A 17,606-nucleotide genomic window follows, 5' to 3' on the forward strand; every position below is an offset into this window, starting at 1 on the left:
GGCGAACGTGGCGCGGCACGCGCCGGGCGCGGCCGCGTCGCTGCGCCTGGCCCGCGAGGGCGGCACCGTCGTGGTCGAGGTGGTCGACGACGGCCCCGGTTTCGACCCGTCCACGGTCCCGGCGCACCGGTACGGGCTGCGCGAGTCGATCCACGGCCGGATGAGCACTGTGGGCGGTCGGGCGGTGGTGACCTCCGCCCCTGGCGCCGGCACCCGGATTCGGCTGGAGTGGTCCGATGGCGAGTGAGTCGGGTACGGCGGTGACGGCCGGCCACGCGCTGCGCCCGCTGCCCCGGCCGCGGGTGGCGACGCGCTCCGGAACGGCCACCGCCCCGCCGGAGGCGCACGCGGTGGCCGACGCGTCCGACGGTGGCGCGCGGATCGCCGCGATCGTCATCGCGGCGACCTGGCACCTGGCGGTCGCGCTGCCCGCCGTGTTGCGGGCCGGGCCGGGAATGGCCTTCCCGGCCGTGGTGGCCGCGGGCTGGCTGGTGACCGCGCTGGTCGGGGTCGGGGCCGGGGTACGGCTGCTGCGCGGCGGGCTGCCGCCGGCCGGGCCGCTGGCAGTGGCGCTGCTGGGGGTGGACGCGGCGGTGGTCGCGGGGGCCGGCGACCGGTTCCTGTTCAGCACCGCCAACTGGGTGTGGGGCGGCCTGGCCTGGTTCTTCCTGCTGGTGCTCTGGCGGCGGCCGGTGCGCTGGCTGCTGCTCATGCTCGCCGCGCACGGCACGATCGCGCTGGCGGCGGTGGTGCTGTACGGCGCGACCGCACCGGCCGACCTGAGCCGCGCCGCGATGTACGTCTACGGCACCTCCACCCTGCCGGTGGCGGTCTTCGTCGGCGCGGCGGCGCTCACCGCGCAGGCCCGGGACCGGGCGGCCACCGCGGCGGCGACGCTCGCCGTGGCCGCTGAGCAGGAGGCGGCCGAGCGGGCCCGCACCGAGCGACAGGCGCGCCTGGCGCTTGTCAGCGGCACCGCCGAGGAGGTGCTGGCCGGGCTGGCGGCGGGTGACGCCGACCCGGCCGACCCGGCGGTACGGCGGCGCGCGGTGCTGGCCGCGGCCCGGCTGCGCCGGCTGATCGCCGAGTCGGACGACGTGCCGGACGCGCTGCTGCACGAACTGCGCGCGGCGGCCGACCTGGCCGAACGCAACGGACTGCCGATCGACCTGGTGTCGGTCGGCACGCCACCGGAGCTGCCGGTGGAGATCCGGCGCGGCCTGGCCGACCCGCTCACCGCGGCGCTCGCCGCCGCCGAGGGCTGGGCCCGGCTCACCGTGGTGGCAGGCCAGGACGAGGTGGTGGTCAGCCTGGTGACACCGGATCACGACGGCCCGGACGAGCCGGCGACCGGCGGGGACGGGCCGGTGGAACACCTGCACGAGCGGGACGGGGAGATCAGATGGACGCAGACCCGCTGGCGGCGGACGTGAACGCCGGCACCCCGATCGGGGTGGCGATCGTGGACGACCATCCGGTGGTGATCGACGGGGTGCGCGCCTGGCTGGCCGGCGAACCGCGGTTGCGGGTGCTGGCCACCGGCGACGACCCGGACGAGGTGCTGCGGGCCGCGCCGGACGCCGAGGTGGTGCTGCTCGACCTGCGCCTGCACGGCCGGATGGTGCTGGGCAAGCTGGCCGAGCTGAGCGCGGCCGGGCGCCGGGTGGTGGTCTACTCCGAGCACAGCGACCCGCAGACCATGCTCGCCGCGCTGGACGCCGGGGCGGTCGCGTTCCTGGCCAAGCACGAGGGACGCGAGCACTGCGTGGCGACGGTGCTGGCGGCGGCGAGCGACCGGCCGTACGTGCCGCCGGCGCTGGCCGGAGCGATGGTCGGGGACGCCCGCCCGGATCGTCCGTCCCTGTCGGACAAGGAGCGCGAGGCGCTGCTGCTGTGGTTCCAGTCGATGTCGAAGGCGTCGGTGGCGCGCCGGATGCAGATCAGTGAGCACACGGTGAAGCAGTACGTCGACCGTGCGCGGATCAAGTACACCCGAGCGGGCCGCCCGGCCGCCACGAAGGCGGCGCTGCTCGCCCGGGCGATCGAGGACGGACTCGTCCGACCGGAAGATATCGGCATCTACCGGTCGCAGGCGTCGGCCGACCGGCCGACCCCCTAACAGGTGTCATGACAGCCACCCCAGGAACCGGGCACGCTCACCGGTACCGCCAACCGTCACCGGGAGGTCGTACCGTGCCGGAGGACGCCACACCTTTCTTCGTCGGGCCGCATCGGTTCGACGCCGACGGCGACCCCACCCGTCCCGTGCTCGACCGGCGCTACGAGCTGGTGCCCGAGCCGGGCGAACGCCTGCTCGGCCAGCACTGCCTGCGCGTCGCCGGTCACCTGCTCGGCCCGACCGAGGACGTCCGCTGCTGGTCGCTGCCGGCACCGGCGACGATCACCGTGACCGAGCGCCGGCTGGCGTACGTCTGCACCGGCTCGGACCTGTCGGTGGTCTCCGGGCGGGACGGCCGGGCGGCCGCCCGGCACCGGCGTCCGGTCCGGTTGTCCCGCCTGGTCAGCGGGCAGATCCGCTGGCAGTGGCCGTCCCGGCTGGAACTGGCCGAGGTGGGCGACGGCACCGCCGAGCTGCGCATCGTCTGTGACGCGCTGCGCACCATCCGGCAGCCGGCGCTGGCGCTGACCGGCCCGGTCGGTCAGGTGGCCGCGCTGGCCCGGCAGGTACGCCGCGCGGTGGCCGGTTTCCGGCTGGCGAACGCCGAACTGGTGGACCTGTCCCCGCCGGAGCGGGACGTGCTCGCCATCCGGGTGGCCGCCTCCCCCGGCCCGACGCTGGGCACTGTGACGCTGCCGGGCTCGCTGCCGGTGGAGTTCCTGTCCCGCGACGACTACTACCGTCCGGCGGAGGCCGAGGCGTCGCCGTGGGGATGGTCCGGCTTCCCCGCCCACGACCAGCCCGGCTCCGCCTGCTGACGACCCACGTCGGGAACCCGGCGTAGATCTTGGTAGAAACGGCCTATGGGGGCCCTTTCGTACCAAGATCTCCCGCGCAGTAGGGCGCGGGCGCGGTCAGGACGCGCTTCGGGTGCGGCGCTCGGACCGGTCCAGCTCGACCGCCTCCTCCGGGGTCGGCGCGCTGCCGCCCAGGTGGGCCGGCTGCCACCAGCTGTCGTCCGGGCCGGACGGCTTGTCCGGGTACTCCCGCTGGGCCCGGTCGACCAGCGCCGACAGGCGGGTCCGCAGGTCGGCGGTCATGACCGTGGCGTCCGGGTAGGCGGCCGGGTCCATCGGCTCGCCGACGATGATGGTGATCGGCGTGTGCCGGCGGGTCAGCGTGCGCGGGCGGCCCTTGGTCCACAGCCGCTGGGTGCCCCAGAGCGCGACCGGCAGCAGCGGCACGCCCGCCTCCTGCGACATCCGGGCCGCGCCGTTCTTCAGGTCCTTCACCACGAAGGAACGACTGATCGTCGCCTCCGGGAAGACGCCGACCACCTCGCCCCGGCGCAGCGCGCCCACCGCTGCGGCGTACGAGCCGGCGCCGGCGGCCCGGTTCACCGGGATGTGCTTCATGCCGCGCATCAGCGGACCGGAGACGCGGTGCCGGAAGACGCTGTCCTTGGCCATGAACCGGACCAGTCGCTTCGCCGGGTGCGCGCCGTAGCCGCAGAAGATGAAGTCGAGGTAGCTCACGTGGTTGGACGCGAGCACCGCGCCGCCGCTGTGCGGCACGTGCTCGCTGCCGGAAACGTCCAGGCGCAGGTCGAGCAGCCGGAACATCGTCTTCGCGGCGGTGATCACAGGTGGGTACACGAGTTCCGACATGGCGAAACTTTACCCCGAGTAGGTTACGCGACCGTAGGGCCGATCTGCCCTCGGCAGACCCGGGTCGCGCACCGACGCGGGTGCGGCGACGATGGCGACATGCCCGAACGCGCGGTGCTGCTCTGGATCCACGGCGGTGGCTGGCGGGCCCGCGCCGAGGAGGACGGGGCGGCGCTCGCGGCGCTCGGGCTGCGCGTGGTCGAGGCCACGTACCGGTTCTCCCACCAGGCGCGCTGGCCCGCCCAGCTCGACGACGTCCGCGACGCGGCCCGGGCCGCCCGGGCTGCGGCGGGCGGCCTGCCGCTGCTGGTGGCCGGTGACTCGGCCGGCGGGATGCTGGCCCTACAGCTCGGCCTGCGTGGGGTGGACCGGCCCGGCGACGTGACGGGCGTGCTCGCGTACTGGGCCCCCGTGGACCCGCTCGACCCGGAGCAGCGGCGCCGGCGCGCCCCCGGCGACGACCCGTGGACCGACCTGCTGGGCCACCCGCCGGCCGCAGGCGACCCGGCCACCGTCGGCGCGACAGTCGCCACCCACGTCGGCTCCGGCGTGCCGGTGCTGCTGGTGCAGGGCCGCGACGACGTGGCGGTGCCGGCCGCCCAGCCGGTGGAGCTGACCGGCCGGCTGCTCGCCGCCGGTCACCCGGTGCATCTGTGGCTCACACACGGCGGTCACGCGCTCGACCTGGCCCGGCCCGACCTGATCGCGGCCGCCGCCGCGTTCCTGGACAGCGTCCTGCCCGCAGGCGCGGGCGACTAGGTTCGAGGCATGCCCGACCTCGCCGCGATCGTCATCCACTGCCGCGACCCCTACCTGCTCGCCCCGTTCTGGAGTGCGGTCACCGGGCTGCCGGTGGTCGAGGCGGACCGGGTGAAGCTCGCCGAGGGCACGCTCGCGCCGACGGAGGCGGTGCTGCTGCGCGACCCGCACGGGCGGCGCCCGGACCTGTGGATCAGCCCGGCCGAGACGCTGCCCGAGCCCGGCCGGATCCACCTGGACCTGGTCGGCGACGCCGAGGAGCGGGCCGCGGTGCTGGAGGCGGGCGCGACGGTCGTGCGTGAGCTGCCGCGCTGGACCGTCCTGGCCGACCCGGAGGGCAACGAGTTCTGCCTGCTCCCGCCGAACGAGGCGCACGACGCGTCGCCGCCCGGGCACTGACCGGGCTCAGTCGGCCAGTTCCTCGAGGTCGAGCCGGCCCCTGGCGAACGCGTCCACCCGGCCCCAGCGGCCCGGGATGTCAAGCACCTCGATCCGTCCCATGCCCACCGGCAGCCGCGGGTCGACAGCCAGGTGCTGCTCGTGCGGCTCCAGCCCGAGTATGGTGCGCAGCAGCAGCAGCGGTGCACCGGTGGACCAGGCCTGCGGGCTGCACGCGGTCGGGTACTCCACCGGGAACTTGGTCAGCTCGCGCTGGTAGCCGCCGAACGCCTCCGGCAGCCGGCCGTCGAAGTAGGTGGCCGCGTCGAGGATGCCGTTGGCGACGGTGGCGGCCTCCTCGGCGAAGCCGTACCGGCGCAGACCCCAGGCGACGAACGAGTTGTCGAACGGCCAGATCGTGCCGTTGTGGTAGCCGATCGGGTTGTAGCGGACCTCACCCTCGGCCAGCGTCCGCACCCCCCAGCCGGACCAGAGCCGGGGACCGACCAGATGCTCCGCGACCTTCGGCGCCCGCTCGTCGTCCACGATCCCGCTCCACAGCAGGTGGCCCATGTTGGAGCTGAGCACGTCGCACTGACGCCCGTCCGGGTCCAGGGCGAGCGCGTAGAAGCCGCGATCGGCGACCCACCAGTCGTTGTTGAAGCGCCGCTTCAGCTCCGCCGCCTCGCGTTCCAGCTGATCGGCGTACGCGGGGTCGCCCCAGAACAGCCGGGCCATCCGGGCGGCCCGCATCTTCGCGTCGTACGCGTACCCCTGCACCTCGCAGGTGGCCCGCGGGAACGGCGGCAGCGTGCCGTCGGCGTACGAGATGGAGTCCCACGAGTCCTTCCAGCACTGGTTCTCCAGGCCGGTGTCGGTGTTGCGCCGCTCGTACCAGATGTAGCCGTTGCCGAGCAGGTCGGCGTAGTCGTCGATCCACTTCAGCGCGGACCGGCACTCCTGTTCCAGCTCCTTCACAAGCGCGCCGTCGCCGCTCCACCGCTCGTACTCGTCGAGCAGCACCACGAACAGCGGCGTCGCGTCCACCGAGCCGTAGTACGGCGAGTGCGGCTGCTCCTCGAACGCCGCGGTCTCGCCGTACCGCATCTCGTGCAGGATCCGGCCCGGGTCCTCGTCCCGGAAGTCGTCGAACCGGGTGCCCTGGAGCGCGCCGAGGATCCGCAGCGTGGTCTTCGACATCTCCGGCGCGAACGGCAGCACCTGCAGGCAGGTGAGGATGCTGTCCCGGCCGAACATGGTCATGAACCAGGGCAGACCGGCAGCCGGCAGCGTCTGCCCGCCCAGCGACAGCGGCGAGAAGCGCAGCGCCGCGAGGTCGACGAGGCTCCGCCGGTACGTCGCGGCGAGTTCCTCGTGCTCGCTGTTCAGCTTCGGAGCCCGGCTGATCCACTCCTCCAGGTCGTGCTGGAGCGCGAGCCGCTCGGTGCCGTGCACGCGCAGCCCCATCCGCAGGTCCCGGCCGCCCGGGCCGATCGCGAACGTCTGCACGTCGATGACGGCGTCCCACTGCTCGTTGGGTTCCAGCCGGATGCTCCAGGCGAAGCCGCGCTGGTCGTAGCGGGCCGGCTGGTTGGCGGAGACGAGCGTCTCGCGCCGGAAGTTGCCGCGCCGGTAGCCCAGGCGCAGCCGGTCCGACTCGGCCTCGGCGTAGTGCTCGCCCTTCTTGTTCAGGATCTCGTCCTTGACCTGGAACAGGTCGGCGAAGTCGGACCCGGCGTCCATCCGGACCTCCAGGTCGACCGGCTTCTCGTCGTGGTTGAGGATGGTCAGCGTCTCGCGGAAGCTGCCGCCGACCGCCCGTTCCCGGATGACCGACAGCTTCGCGTCGACGTAGTGCGTGGCCATGCCGGGTACCAGGAAGAACCGGGCCTCGTAGTACTGGAGGTCGTCGTAGGACAGCGCGTTGAGGCGCTCGCCGTTGACGGTGAGCACCCACTTCGACAGGTAGCGCGTGTCGAGCGAGAACAGACCGGTCGGCTCGCTCGGGGTGGCCTCGATGTCGCCGGTGTCCTCGCTGACCACGAACGTGTTGCCGTCCAGGATCCGGACGGTGTTGCCGCTGCCGGGCATCAGGCACCCCTCCCGCCGAACGTGTGGTGCGGTCCCCGGGAGTCCGGCGGGCCGGGGAAGACCCGCTCGACCTGAAGCACGAGCCGCAGGTCGCCGACGACAGTCATGTCGCCGCGCAGCAGCGCCGCGATGGCGTTCTCCTCACCACCGACCAGCTCGGCGAACAGGCGCGGCTCGGTGCCCACCACCGTGTCCGCCTCGCCGTCCTCCTGCCGGACCCGCAGCTTGCCGTGATCGATCTCCAGCAGCCAGTGCGTGGTGTGCGGACCCTCGTGCAGGTCGAAGCGGAGCGTTCCGGATGTCTTGACCAGCAAGGGTTCGAACCCCCGCCGATCCAGGTCCTCGAAGAATCTCGTGGTCATGTCCACCATCCGGGCGACTCCTCCCGCGATCCGCGGTCTCCCTGTCCGTGGCCCGTGTCCCCACCCGTTCCGCGGCCAACCTCGCCCGAAGCGGGTGAACGCGGCGCCACCGCGTGCACGCGCGACGCCGGCCCCCGAACCGGGAGCCGGCGTCATCGCGGCGGACAGGTCAGTTGTTGGGGTCGTCGGCGCTGATGTCCGCGAGCACCGACTGGGGTTCCCGCTCCACCGCCAGGTCACCCATCGAGATCAGGCCGATCAGGCGGCCGTCGTCGACCACCGGGAGGCGGCGGACCGCGTACGTGCGCATCAGGTCGGCGGCGGCCACCGCGTCGTCGTACTGGCTCACCGTCACCACGTCCTTGCTGGTGATCTGGTTGAGCCGGGTGGCGGTGGGGTCCATGTTCTCGGCCACGCCCCGTACCGTGATGTCCCGGTCCGTCACGATGCCGACCACGTTGTCGCCGTCGGTCACCACCACGTCGCCGATGGCGCTGTCGCGCATCTCCTGCGCTGCGGCGATGAGCGTGTCGTTGCCGTCCATCGTCACCAACCGGGTCGTCATGAACTCTCCGACCGTTGTCATGGTGCTTCCCCTCTCGGTGTCGGCACGGCCGTCTACCCGCCGCCGCAGGCGGGGTAACGCCCGCGTCACCGCCGGGGGTGCAGGCGCCGGCGCAGGTCGTAGGAGCCGTTGCTGGACAGCCCGTAGAAGATCGGCAGCAGCAGGAGCACCACCAGCGCCGCCGGCACGCTCAGCAGCACGCCCACCAGACCGGCGATCGCGTACGCGAGCACGCCGAGCAGGGCCCGGACGCGTTCGGCCTCGAAGAACCGGGCGGGGACGTGCGGCTCCAGCAGTTCCCGGTGCCGGCTCAGGTAGTGGTAGAGCCACAGCCAGGTGATCGACAGGATCACGCCGACCAGCGCGTACGCGGACACGGCAACCCGCTCGTCGAAGACGTCGCCCGCCTCCACGGCGCGGGAGACGAGCGCGGTGACGAACGGCAGCAGCGCCACGCTGAACAGCACGCCGAGGTTCGCCCAGTGCAGTCCCCGGTCGGCGCAGCGGACCCGGTGGAACGTCCCCTTGTGGTTCAGCCAGTTGACCGCCACGTACAGGTAGGACGTGACGTAGGCGAGGTAGACCGGCCACTGGTCGAGCAGCGCGCGCAGCATCCCGCCCGGCGCCGTCTCGGGCACCCGCAGGTCGAGCACCAGCAGCGTGATGACGATGGCGAAGACCGCGTCGCTGAACCCGACAGCCCGGCCCGTGTCCGAACGCATCCCGGCGGACTCGGTGTCCCCTTCAGCCGTCATCTGCACCCCCGCCTGCCGGCGCGGGCGGCCGGCGACCCGGCGGGCATACCCGCTGTGCGGGCGTCCGTGCCGGGTGGCAGGGCACGGACGCCCGACGGGTCAGCGCTCGGCGGCGACCAGCTCGGCGAGCTGCACGGCGTTGAGAGCCGCGCCCTTGCGCAGGTTGTCGTTGGCGCAGAACAACGCGAGCCCGTGCTCGACGGTCTCGTCGGCGCGGATCCGGCCGACGTACGTCGGGTCCTGGCCGGCCGCCTCCAGCGGCGTCGGCACGTCGCGCAGCGCCACGCCGGGCGCGCCGTCGAGCAGCTCGCGGGCCCGGGCCGGGTCGATCGGCCGGGCGAACCGGGCGTTGATCTGCAGCGAGTGGCCGGTGAAGACCGGGACGCGCACGCACGTGCCGGAGACCTTGAGGCCGGGGATCTCCAGGATCTTGCGGCTCTCGTTGCGCAGCTTCTGCTCCTCGTCGGTCTCGAAGGAGCCGTCGTCGACGATCGAGCCGGCGAGCGGGAGCACGTTGAAGGCGATCGGGCGGGCGAACGAGCGCGGCGCCGGGAACTCCACCGCGCCGCCGTCGAAGGCGAGCCCGGCGGCGTCCTCGGCCACCTTGCGGACCTGCTCGTCCAGTTCCGCCACGCCGGCCAGGCCGGCGCCGGAGACCGCCTGGTAGGTGGCGACGACGAGGCTGACCAGCCCGGCCTCGTCGTGCAGCGGGCGCAGCACCGGCATGGCGGCCATCGTGGTGCAGTTCGGGTTGGCCACGATGCCCTTCGGGCGGTCCGCGATCGCGTGCGGGTTGACCTCGGCCACCACCAGCGGCACCTGCGGGTCCATCCGGAACGCCGAGGAGTTGTCGATCACCACGGCGCCGGCCTCCGCGACCCGGGGAGCCAGCTCCTTCGCGGTGCCCTTGCCCGCCGAGAAGAGCACGATGTCCAGGCCGCGGTAGTCCGCGGTGGCCGCGTCCTCCACGGTGACCTCGCCGTCGCGCCAGGGCAGCGTGCGCCCGGCCGACCGGGCCGAGGCGAACAGGCGCACCTGCTCCGCCGGGAACTCGCGCTCCGCCAGCACCTGCCGCATGACGCCACCGACCTGGCCGGTGGCTCCCACAATGCCGATCCTCATGCCCGCGAGGCTACCCAGCCGGGCGGCGCGGGTGGGAAACGTTTCCCACCGCACGGATGCGGGGCGACGGGAATCACAGGCCCGCCGCCCCGTCCGGTCACGCGTGGTCGACCACCTCGCCGAGACCGCTGGCGACCAGCTCGTCCCGGATGACCGCCGCGTCCCCCTCGATCACCATGGTCAGCGACTCGGGGTGCAGGTAGGTCGCCGCGGCGGCGGAGACGTCCTCGACGGTCGCCGCGAGCAGTTGCTCACGCAGCCGCGCGTGGTAGTCGTCCGGCAGGTCGTGCACGACGAGCGTGGTCAGGGCCGCGGCGATGGCTCGAGGGCTCTGCAACTCGACCGAGAGCTGCCCGGCCCGCCAGGAACGCGCCACCTCCAGCTCGTCCTCGGTGACGCCGGTGAGCCGGGTACGCGAGATCTCGCCCACCGACTCGACGAGCGCCGGGGCGGTCACCGCGGTCTGCACGCCGGAGCTGACGGCGAACCGGCCGAACCGCCGGGACGAGGCGAAGTCGCCCCGGATCCCGTATGTGTACCCGCGTACCTCGCGGATCAGGTGGTTGAGCCGGGACGTGAACGCGCCGCCGAGCACGGTGCCGGCGAGCGTCATCGGCACGTGGTCCGGGTGGGCGCGGTGCGGGGACGGGTGGCCCAGCCGCAGCGTCGACTGCACCGAGCCGGGCCGGTCGACCAGGATGATCCGGCGCTGCCCGGCCAGCGGCACGTCGATCGGGCCGCCGCGTTCCACCGGACCGCCGCCGGCCCCGGCGAACGCCGTCGCGGCGAGCGCGTCCAGGTCGATCCGCTCCAGGTCACCGGCGACGACGAGCGTGCCGGGGCGGATGAACCACTCCGAGTGGAAGACGGTGACGTCGTCGACCTCGAGCGCGGCCACGCTGTCCGGGTCGCCGTAGAGCGGGCGGCCCCACCGGTGCTCCGCGCCGAACAGCTCGGCCCGCAGCACCGCGTCGGCGCGCGGGCCGGGGTTGGCCCAGTCCATCCGCAGCGCTGTCGCCTCGTCGTCGCGTACGCGCCGCACGTCGGCCGGGTCGAGCCGGGGCGTACGGACCGCCTCGGCCAGCAGCTCCACGGCGGCGGTCAGCCGGTCCACCGGCACCTGCACGCTCACCTGGAACGAGTCCCAGTCCAGCCCGGTCGACAGCTCGGTGCCGAGCGCCTCGATGGCCAGCGCGTACGCGGTGGCGTCCCGCTGCGCGGTGCCCTCCTCCAGCGCCTTGGCCAGCACCGCGCCGAGGCCCTCCTTGCCGACCGGCTCCCGGCCCGCGCCGCCGTCGAGCAGCAGCAGCGCGACGGCGAGGTTCTGCCCGGGCAGGTGCGCGGCGACCACCTGACCGCCGGCCACCGTCCGCCGGACCACCTGCGGGAACCGGTAGGCGCGGGCGGCGCCGGGGCCGGGACGGGTGGCGATCAGCGACATCACTTCTCCTCGGGCAGGTAGGTCAGGATCACCCGGTCGGCGGCGCCGAGCAGCTCGGCGGCCTGCTCGGCGATCTGCTCCGCGGTCACCGCGAGCCAGGCCGGCAGCCGGTCGGCCGCGCGCGCCGGGTCGCCGAACTGGGTGGCGTACCGGCCGAGCGTGTCCGCCCGCCCGTCCACGGTGGACATCTGCCGCCACCACATGGTGCTCAGCAGTGCCTTGGCGCGGTCCAGCTCGGCGGCGGTCACCGGCACCGTGGCCAGCTCGTCGACCACCTCGGCGAGCCCGTCGCGCAGCCGCTCGGCGCTCACCCCGGGCCGGGCCGTGGCGGTGGCGATCAGCGGGGCGGGCGCGTGCGCCAGGTCCACCCCGTACGCGCCGACCAGGTCCGGCTGGGCGATCCGCTCACCGTCGGCGAGCCGCTGGTAGAGCCGGCTGCCCCGGCCGCTGCCGAGCACCGTGGCCAGCACCGTCGTCACGTCGTACCCCTGGGTGCCGAACGGGTGGGTGCGGTGCGCGACGTAGACGCGGGGGGCGGGCACGTCGGCGGTGACCGTCTCCACCGCCGGAGCGCCCGTGGCGGGCACCGTGCGGCCGTCCGGCGCGGCCGGGATGTCGGCCCGCGCGGCCAGGCCGCCGAAGTACTTGTCGGCGAGCCCGAACACCTCCGCCGCTTCGGTGTCGCCGACCACGGTGAGGACCGCGTTGTTCGGCGCGTAGTAGGTGCTGTGGAACTCCTGGAAGGTGGCCAGGTCGGCGGCGTTCAGGTCGGCCATCGACCCGATCGTCGCGTGGTGGTACGGGTGGCCCGGCGGGTAGAGCAGCGGCAGCAGGCGCAGCCACGCGTCGCCGTACGGCACGTTCTCGTAGCGCTGGCGGCGCTCGTTCTTCACCACGTCGCGCTGGTTGTCCAGCGTCTCCTGGGTCAGCGCCGGCACCAGCCCGCCCATCCGGTCGGCCTCCAGCCAGAGCGCCAGTTCCAGGTGCTCGGCCGGGACCGTCTCGAAGTAGTTGGTCCGGTCCGGGTTGGTGGTCGCGTTGAGCGAGCCGCCCGCGCCCTGGATCAGCTTCATGTGCTCGGTCTTCGCCACGTTCACCGAGCCCTCGAACATGAGGTGCTCGAAGAGGTGCGCGAAGCCGGTCTGTCCCGCCGGCTCGTGGCGTGAGCCCACGTCGTACCAGAGGTTGACCGCCACGGCCGGGGCGGTGCGGTCCTCGCTCACCACCACGCGCAGGCCGTTGTCCAGTCGGGTCGTCTCGATCGGCCAGGGGAAACCGCTGTCGGGCATGAGACGACGCTATCCGATCCCGGCGGCGGAAAGGTGACACGCGCGCCGGAGCATCGTCGGTGCGCGCCGGGGTACCCGTGCGGGCATGGCCGCCACCGCACCCTCCGCCGTCGAGCGCGCCGCCGCCGCGCTGGCCCGGCTCCGGCACGCCCGGCTGCTGCACCCGGCCGGGCGCACGTTCGCCGGCGAGACCCGGATCTGGGGTACGCCGGGACCGCCGACCGGGGTGCCGCTGCTCGACCTGCCGGGCCGGTGGCCGGCCACGATCCGCCTGTCCAAGGGCGTGCCGACGCCGGGTGCCTGGCCGGACGTGCTGGGCGTGGCGGTACGGCTGCACCGCGACCCGGAGCCGCCGGTGGACCTGCTGTGGAGTTCCAGCGGCGCCGCGCCGGTGCTGCGGAACCTGCCGCTGCCCCGGCGGCGCTTCGCCGGGACGTACACGTCGATCATGCCGTTCCGGGCCGGCGGGCGGCGGCTGTTCCTGGCCGTGCTGGCCGACCCGGAGTCACCCGACCTGGGTCGCGGCCTGGCCGAGGCGGGCGCGGCGGTCGCCGAAGACGAGCCCCGCCTGGTGCTCGCGGTGGCCTCGGCGGTGGGCCGGTGGCGGCCGTTCGGCGAGGTACGCCTCGACGACGAGCGCGGCGCCGCCGAGGACGCCGCGCTCGCGTTCGACCCGATCGGCAACGTGCCGCCGGGGTTGCGTCTGGCCGGCCCGCTGGCCCGGCTGCGGAACGACAGTTACCGGGGTTCCCGCCGGGCCCGGGGCGCCGGGCTCAGTCGGGCGGTTCGACGGGGGTGACGGTCTGCTCGGAGGTGCGGTGCTCCAGCACCGTGTCGGGGGCGGCGTTCTGGTCCGCCTCGCGGATGTCGGACTCGGTGAGGATCGCGTCGGCCTGCGCCTCGGCGTCGTCGCTGCCCGCCGCCGCCTCCTCCGGCAGCAGATGCGCTCGGGACTCGATCCGTTCCTGGTCACTCGGGTCGTGGCTCGTGGTCATGCCGATCACATACCCCGCGTTCCGCACTTCGGAACGACAGCGGGCTTTCCGCCGCGCGTCGGGTACGCTGGCCGACGTGACGCGGTCGTATCGATGGTTTAGGCAGCCGGCTGGAGGAGCCGGTGACTCGACCATGAGCTGACGTCACCACCTCTTCGAGCCGGCCGGGCAGGGATTCTTTTCCCTGCCCTTTCGTATGCGAGCAGCCGGCTCGATCCCCCGGACCCGGCACGGGGGCACGGTCGGCGGAAGGAATCCCCACCGTGACCACGTCCCAGGACGCCCATCGGGTCATCGACCAGCGCATCGACCGTGTGGTGCCGCTGACCACCCCGGCCCTGCTGCACCACCACCTGCCGCTCGACACCCCGCTGGCCGAGGCCGTCGTGGCGGGCCGCCGTGCCGTCGGCCGGGTGCTGGACCGCGAGGACGACCGGCTGCTCGTCGTCGTCGGCCCCTGCTCCGTGCACGACCCGGCCGCCGCCCTGGAGTACGCGGGCCGGCTGCGCGAGGCCGCCGCCCGGGTCGCCGACGACCTGCTCGTGGTGATGCGTGTCTACTTCGAGAAGCCGCGTTCGACTGTGGGCTGGAAGGGCCTGATCAACGATCCGGCGCTGGACGGCTCCGGCGACGTGAACACCGGTCTGCGTACCGCGCGGGCGCTCCTGCTCGACGTGCTGCGGCTGGGCCTGCCGGTGGGCTGCGAGTTCCTCGACCCGATCACCCCGCAGTACATCGCGGACACGGTGGCCTGGGGCGCGATCGGCGCGCGGACGGTGGAGAGCCAGGTGCACCGGCAGCTCGCCTCCGGGCTGTCCATGCCGATCGGCATGAAGAACCGCCCGGACGGCAGCATCGCCACCGCCGTGGACGCGATCCGGGCGGCCGGGGTGCCGCACGTGTTCCCCGGCATCGACGTCTCCGGCACCCCGGCGATCATGCACACCCGGGGCAACGCGGACGGGCACCTGGTGCTGCGCGGCGGGGGCGGCCGGCCGAACTACGACGCGGAGTCGGTGGCCGGGGCGCTGGAGCTGCTGCGGGCCGCGGGCCTGCCGGAGCGGGTGGTGGTCGACGCCAGCCACGCCAACAGCGGCAAGGACCACCGCAACCAGCCGCTGGTCGCCGCCGACGTGGCCGCGCAGCTCGCCGCCGGCCAGCGCGGGATCGCCGGCATCATGCTGGAGAGCTTCCTGGTGCCCGGCCGGCAGGACCTGGACCCGACCCGGGAGCTGGCGTACGGCCAGTCGGTCACCGACGCCTGCATCGGCTGGGACACCACGGCCGAGGTCCTGGAGCACCTGGCCCAGGCCGTCCGGGCCCGCCGGGCCACGCTCCCGGCCCGGGCCTGAGCGGGGTTGGGGCGGGTTTGACCGGTTCGGTGCCGGGTAGGTGGTCGGCGTGACCGATGACGCGCCCGTGACCGAGCAGCCCGACACGCGGCCGCTCGACGACCTGCTCGACGACATCTACCACGGCCAGGAGCGGATCACCCAGGCGGACATCTACCGCCGGGCGGTGGCCGCCGAACTCCCCGCGGAGCTGCTCACCCGGATCGCCGCGCTCCCCCAGGGCGAGTACGCGGCGGACGAGGCGGCCGATCTGCTGGGCGGCACGGTCGCCTGAGCCCCGCCGACGAGAGGACGCGAGATGACCGACCGCAACCCCGACCACGAGCACCTGGCGGCGCTCGGCCAGCCCCCGGAGGGCGTCGACACGCTGCCGGAGCCGGACTTCGCCAACGAGCACGACCGCACCGCCGTGGACCGGGACGTCGTCACCGGCGAGGACGAGGACGAGCGGGAGCCGGAGGCGTCGCGCGGCTGGGCCGGCGAGGACCACGGCACCACCCCCACCTGACGGTGGGAGACACGGAAAGGGGGCCGGCGCGTGCCGGCCCCCTTTCGTGTGCACGTCTCACGCCTCGTGGCGACCGCCCTCGGCCGCCTGCTGGGCGACCGCGTACCCCATCTGGAGGAAGTCGGAGGCGGCCACCGCGGTCAGCGCGGTGGCGACCAGCCGGGTCAGCCGGGGCGCCAGCACCAGGCCGCCGGTGAGCCCGGTGGCCACCCAGACCGCCAGACAGAACGGGCAACTGACCAGCTCGCCGAGCGCGTGCCGGGTCGGGCTGCCCTCGTCGCGGACCTGCTCCATCACCTCGCCGCTGCCGATCGGGTGGTCGTAGCGGGTGAACGGCGCCCGCAGCGGACTGGTGATCGCGTCCTTGGACAGCAGCCGGCTGAGCTTGTGCGTGGCGATCGAGAGCAGCACCACGTCCGCCGGCGTGGGCCGCTCGGGCACCGGCCGGCCGGTCGCCCGGACCAGGCCGACGAGCGCGGCCGTCACACCCGCGTAGGTGCCCATCGCCTTCAGGTAGCCCTCCAGCGGCCGATGCTCGTGCGGCGCGTACGCCTGGCGCAGGCGCGCCACCTTCTGCTTCAGGCCACTCCCGGTCAACCCGGCCTCCTCGTGCTCGTCGTGCGGCCGGGCTCAGCCGGCGGTCAGGTTGTCGGCCACCTCGCGGTCGAGGTTGGCCAGGATCTCGTCGGCCAGGTCGTGGTCCGGCCCGGCCAGGTCCAGCCGTACCCGGGCGCCGCCCGCGCCGGCCGGCTCCACGTCGATTTCGGCGGACCAGTCCGCGGCGCTCCACCGGGCCCGCATGTCGTCGGCGTCGACGACCTCCACCCGGCAGGTGCCGGAGGTGCGCAGCCGCTCGGGCAGCCAGGCCGAGGAGCGGTCCGGATCAGTGGCGGTGTTGAACACCACCTCCGGCGGCGCGGACATGCCGCGCTCGGCGTGGCTGGCCATCAGGCGTCCCGCAGCCGGCTCGGGTCGACCTCCCGGCCGGGGTGCCGGGCCAGGTACTCCGTCTCCAGTTCGGCGGTGCGCCGCAGGTGGTTGGCGAGCGCCGAGTCGGTGGCGTGGCGCAGCGTGTCCAGCCGGGTGCGGTGCAGGCTCTGCATCTCCCGGACCAGGTCCTCGTCGCCCAGCTCCACCGGGTCCACCCCGAGCTGCTCGCCGTCGACGGTGCGGGCGTGATCGCCGTCCCACTCCGCGACCCGCTGTTCCGGGCTCGCGTCCCGGCGTACCGATTCGGTCATCGTCGCCCCCTCGTCTCGTTCGGGTTGGCACCTGTTCGGATGCCCAGCGGGCGTGCCACCAAACCACCGCCCGGACTACGACGCCGTGTCGGAGAAGCCCGGCGGCCCCGGTACTCTCGTGGGCATGAATCGGCTCTGGACACCGGCGTGGATCGTCCGCCACGTGGCCATGGTCGTGCTGGTGGCGGGTTGCCTCGGGATGGGCTGGTGGCAGGTCACCCGCGCCGCCGGGGGGAACGCGATCAGCTTCGGTTACGCGATCGAGTGGCCGGTGTTCGCCGGTTTCGTGGTCTTCGTCTGGTGGCGTGAGGTCCGCCAGACGCTGCGCGCGACGCCGCCGGGCGACGCGCAGCCGGCGGCCGATCCGGCGCCGTCGGCGGCTGCCGGCACCGAGCCGGTCGCCACCACCCCTGCGGTACGCCGGCCGGTTCGCGTCGTGCGGACGCCGGCCGCCCCGGCCGACGGGGCGGACGACGCCGAGCTGGCCGCGTACAACAGCTACCTATCCTGGTTGAACGCCAATCCGGGCGCCCGGCCCGGCGACTATCCCGGCTGAGGCCGGTGCGGAAGGACGGACGACGGTGGGCGGAGCCCTTACCCGGTACCGCGTGATCGCCTGGATCGTGGGCGTGGCGCTCGTGGTGCTGGTCCTGATCGGCATGCCGCTGAAGTACGGCTTCGACAACCCGAGCGTTGTCGCAGTGGTCGGCGTGGCGCACGGCTGGCTGTACATGCTCTATCTGGCGCTCACGTTCGACCTGTCGCGCCGGGCGAACTGGCCGCTGAAGCGGATGCTGCTGGTGATGCTCGCCGGCACCGTGCCGTTCGTCTCGTTCTACGCCGAGCGGCGGGTGAGCCACTGGGTGGCCGCCGAGGCCCGGCCGCGTACGCCGGAGCCGGTGGCGCGCTGACCGCCGGTCACCGGGCCGGCCGCCACGGCTCGGCCGCCGGCGGGTCGGCCC

General features: G+C 74.0%; 24 protein-coding genes. 12 read left to right on the forward strand and 12 right to left on the reverse strand.

Annotation, left to right across the window (positions count from 1 at the left end; all coding sequences use genetic code 11):
* The 4 genes from AC2CHG_RS21920 to AC2CHG_RS21935 form a co-directional block, all read left to right on the forward strand.
* A partial coding sequence (locus AC2CHG_RS21920) for an ATP-binding protein (RefSeq protein ID WP_484525474.1) occupies positions 1 to 247 on the forward strand: 247 nt, incomplete at its 5' end.
* On the forward strand, positions 237 to 1,433 hold the full coding sequence (locus AC2CHG_RS21925) for a hypothetical protein (RefSeq protein WP_357209713.1): 1,197 nt from the start codon (positions 237 to 239) through the stop codon (positions 1,431 to 1,433). The genes AC2CHG_RS21920 and AC2CHG_RS21925, both read left to right, overlap by 11 nt.
* Positions 1,403 to 2,119, forward strand: coding sequence for a response regulator transcription factor (locus AC2CHG_RS21930; protein ID WP_355508970.1), 717 nt, complete (start codon positions 1,403 to 1,405; stop codon positions 2,117 to 2,119). Before AC2CHG_RS21925 ends, AC2CHG_RS21930 begins: the two co-directional genes overlap by 31 nt.
* A 74-nt stretch (positions 2,120 to 2,193) precedes the next feature.
* A complete protein-coding gene (locus tag AC2CHG_RS21935) occupies positions 2,194 to 2,937 on the forward strand; it encodes a hypothetical protein (RefSeq protein WP_484525475.1) in 744 nt (247 codons plus the stop codon).
* Between the two features lie 96 nt (positions 2,938 to 3,033).
* Here AC2CHG_RS21935 and AC2CHG_RS21940 read toward each other — a convergent pair whose 3' ends face one another.
* The gene (locus AC2CHG_RS21940) at positions 3,034 to 3,786 is read right to left on the reverse strand and encodes a lysophospholipid acyltransferase family protein (protein ID WP_484525476.1); all 753 of its coding nucleotides are present in this window, start codon (positions 3,784 to 3,786) and stop codon (positions 3,034 to 3,036) included.
* A gap of 99 nt (positions 3,787 to 3,885) precedes the next feature.
* Between AC2CHG_RS21940 and AC2CHG_RS21945 the strand changes: the two genes are divergently transcribed.
* Together AC2CHG_RS21945 and AC2CHG_RS21950 are read left to right on the forward strand one after the other, a co-directional pair.
* The gene (locus AC2CHG_RS21945; RefSeq protein WP_194800687.1) at positions 3,886 to 4,545 is read left to right on the forward strand and encodes an alpha/beta hydrolase; all 660 of its coding nucleotides are present in this window, start codon (positions 3,886 to 3,888) and stop codon (positions 4,543 to 4,545) included.
* Positions 4,546 to 4,554: 9 nt separating this feature from the next.
* Entirely contained in the window at positions 4,555 to 4,944 is a 390-nt protein-coding gene (locus tag AC2CHG_RS21950; protein WP_194800686.1) for a VOC family protein, read from the forward strand.
* A 6-nt stretch (positions 4,945 to 4,950) separates the two neighbouring features.
* Here the strand turns inward: AC2CHG_RS21950 and AC2CHG_RS21955 are convergent, their stop codons facing one another.
* The 7 genes from AC2CHG_RS21955 to AC2CHG_RS21985 all read right to left on the reverse strand — a co-directional run bounded on the left by AC2CHG_RS21955 (position 4,951) and on the right by AC2CHG_RS21985 (position 12,548).
* The gene (locus AC2CHG_RS21955) at positions 4,951 to 7,014 is read right to left on the reverse strand and encodes an amylo-alpha-1,6-glucosidase (protein ID WP_484525477.1); all 2,064 of its coding nucleotides are present in this window, start codon (positions 7,012 to 7,014) and stop codon (positions 4,951 to 4,953) included.
* The gene (locus AC2CHG_RS21960; RefSeq protein WP_194800684.1) at positions 7,014 to 7,385 is read right to left on the reverse strand and encodes an SCP2 sterol-binding domain-containing protein; all 372 of its coding nucleotides are present in this window, start codon (positions 7,383 to 7,385) and stop codon (positions 7,014 to 7,016) included. The genes AC2CHG_RS21955 and AC2CHG_RS21960 overlap by 1 nt, the downstream gene beginning before the upstream one ends.
* A gap of 160 nt (positions 7,386 to 7,545) precedes the next feature.
* Positions 7,546 to 7,962 (reverse strand): CBS domain-containing protein, encoded by a 417-nt coding sequence (locus tag AC2CHG_RS21965; RefSeq protein ID WP_030502240.1) that lies wholly within the window; start codon positions 7,960 to 7,962, stop codon positions 7,546 to 7,548.
* A 65-nt stretch (positions 7,963 to 8,027) separates the two neighbouring features.
* A complete protein-coding gene (locus AC2CHG_RS21970; protein ID WP_194800683.1) occupies positions 8,028 to 8,696 on the reverse strand; it encodes a TMEM175 family protein in 669 nt (222 codons plus the stop codon).
* A 99-nt stretch (positions 8,697 to 8,795) separates the two neighbouring features.
* The gene (locus tag AC2CHG_RS21975; protein ID WP_194800682.1) at positions 8,796 to 9,818 is read right to left on the reverse strand and encodes an aspartate-semialdehyde dehydrogenase; all 1,023 of its coding nucleotides are present in this window, start codon (positions 9,816 to 9,818) and stop codon (positions 8,796 to 8,798) included.
* A 97-nt stretch (positions 9,819 to 9,915) separates the two neighbouring features.
* A complete protein-coding gene (locus AC2CHG_RS21980) occupies positions 9,916 to 11,259 on the reverse strand; it encodes a M16 family metallopeptidase (protein WP_262014089.1) in 1,344 nt (447 codons plus the stop codon).
* Positions 11,259 to 12,548 (reverse strand): M16 family metallopeptidase, encoded by a 1,290-nt coding sequence (locus tag AC2CHG_RS21985; protein WP_463839128.1) that lies wholly within the window; start codon positions 12,546 to 12,548, stop codon positions 11,259 to 11,261. Before AC2CHG_RS21985 ends, AC2CHG_RS21980 begins: the two co-directional genes overlap by 1 nt.
* Before the next feature lie 85 nt (positions 12,549 to 12,633).
* Between AC2CHG_RS21985 and AC2CHG_RS21990 the strand changes: the two genes are divergently transcribed.
* Positions 12,634 to 13,347: a phosphodiesterase gene (locus AC2CHG_RS21990; protein ID WP_484525478.1), complete on the forward strand. Its 714-nt coding sequence runs from the start codon at positions 12,634 to 12,636 to the stop codon at positions 13,345 to 13,347.
* Here AC2CHG_RS21990 and AC2CHG_RS21995 read toward each other — a convergent pair.
* Entirely contained in the window at positions 13,322 to 13,543 is a 222-nt protein-coding gene (locus AC2CHG_RS21995) for a hypothetical protein (protein WP_013288141.1), read from the reverse strand. The genes AC2CHG_RS21990 and AC2CHG_RS21995 overlap by 26 nt on opposite strands.
* Positions 13,544 to 13,797: 254 nt before the next feature.
* Here AC2CHG_RS21995 and AC2CHG_RS22000 point away from each other — a divergent pair, with 254 nt between their 5' ends.
* From AC2CHG_RS22000 to AC2CHG_RS22010, 3 genes are read left to right on the forward strand one after another with little or no spacing between them, the layout of a single operon-like run.
* Entirely contained in the window at positions 13,798 to 14,895 is a 1,098-nt protein-coding gene (locus tag AC2CHG_RS22000; RefSeq protein WP_484525480.1) for a 3-deoxy-7-phosphoheptulonate synthase, read from the forward strand.
* 40 nt (positions 14,896 to 14,935) lie between these two features.
* On the forward strand, positions 14,936 to 15,169 hold the full coding sequence (locus AC2CHG_RS22005; protein ID WP_018786980.1) for a hypothetical protein: 234 nt from the start codon (positions 14,936 to 14,938) through the stop codon (positions 15,167 to 15,169).
* A 24-nt stretch (positions 15,170 to 15,193) separates the two neighbouring features.
* Complete coding sequence (locus AC2CHG_RS22010) at positions 15,194 to 15,403, forward strand: hypothetical protein (RefSeq protein ID WP_030502248.1); 210 nt, start codon at positions 15,194 to 15,196, stop codon at positions 15,401 to 15,403.
* A gap of 57 nt (positions 15,404 to 15,460) precedes the next feature.
* Here AC2CHG_RS22010 and AC2CHG_RS22015 read toward each other — a convergent pair whose 3' ends face one another.
* Genes AC2CHG_RS22015 through AC2CHG_RS22025 form a run of 3 tightly spaced genes read right to left on the reverse strand, consistent with a single transcriptional unit; the run spans position 15,461 to position 16,644 of the window.
* Positions 15,461 to 16,000 (reverse strand): DUF1360 domain-containing protein, encoded by a 540-nt coding sequence (locus tag AC2CHG_RS22015; RefSeq protein WP_013288145.1) that lies wholly within the window; start codon positions 15,998 to 16,000, stop codon positions 15,461 to 15,463.
* Between the two features lie 33 nt (positions 16,001 to 16,033).
* Positions 16,034 to 16,351, reverse strand: coding sequence for an SRPBCC family protein (locus tag AC2CHG_RS22020; protein ID WP_135241714.1), 318 nt, complete (start codon positions 16,349 to 16,351; stop codon positions 16,034 to 16,036).
* Positions 16,351 to 16,644, reverse strand: coding sequence for a DUF6158 family protein (locus AC2CHG_RS22025; protein ID WP_030502251.1), 294 nt, complete (start codon positions 16,642 to 16,644; stop codon positions 16,351 to 16,353). The genes AC2CHG_RS22020 and AC2CHG_RS22025 overlap by 1 nt, the downstream gene beginning before the upstream one ends.
* A 124-nt stretch (positions 16,645 to 16,768) precedes the next feature.
* Between AC2CHG_RS22025 and AC2CHG_RS22030 the strand changes: the two genes are divergently transcribed.
* Together AC2CHG_RS22030 and AC2CHG_RS22035 are read left to right on the forward strand one after the other, a co-directional pair.
* A complete protein-coding gene (locus tag AC2CHG_RS22030) occupies positions 16,769 to 17,200 on the forward strand; it encodes a hypothetical protein (RefSeq protein ID WP_463839130.1) in 432 nt (143 codons plus the stop codon).
* Between the two features lie 25 nt (positions 17,201 to 17,225).
* Complete coding sequence (locus tag AC2CHG_RS22035; RefSeq protein ID WP_484525479.1) at positions 17,226 to 17,555, forward strand: DUF3817 domain-containing protein; 330 nt, start codon at positions 17,226 to 17,228, stop codon at positions 17,553 to 17,555.
* Positions 17,556 to 17,606 lie beyond the last annotated feature (51 nt).

Source organism: Micromonospora sp. ATLC20, assembly GCF_057196585.1.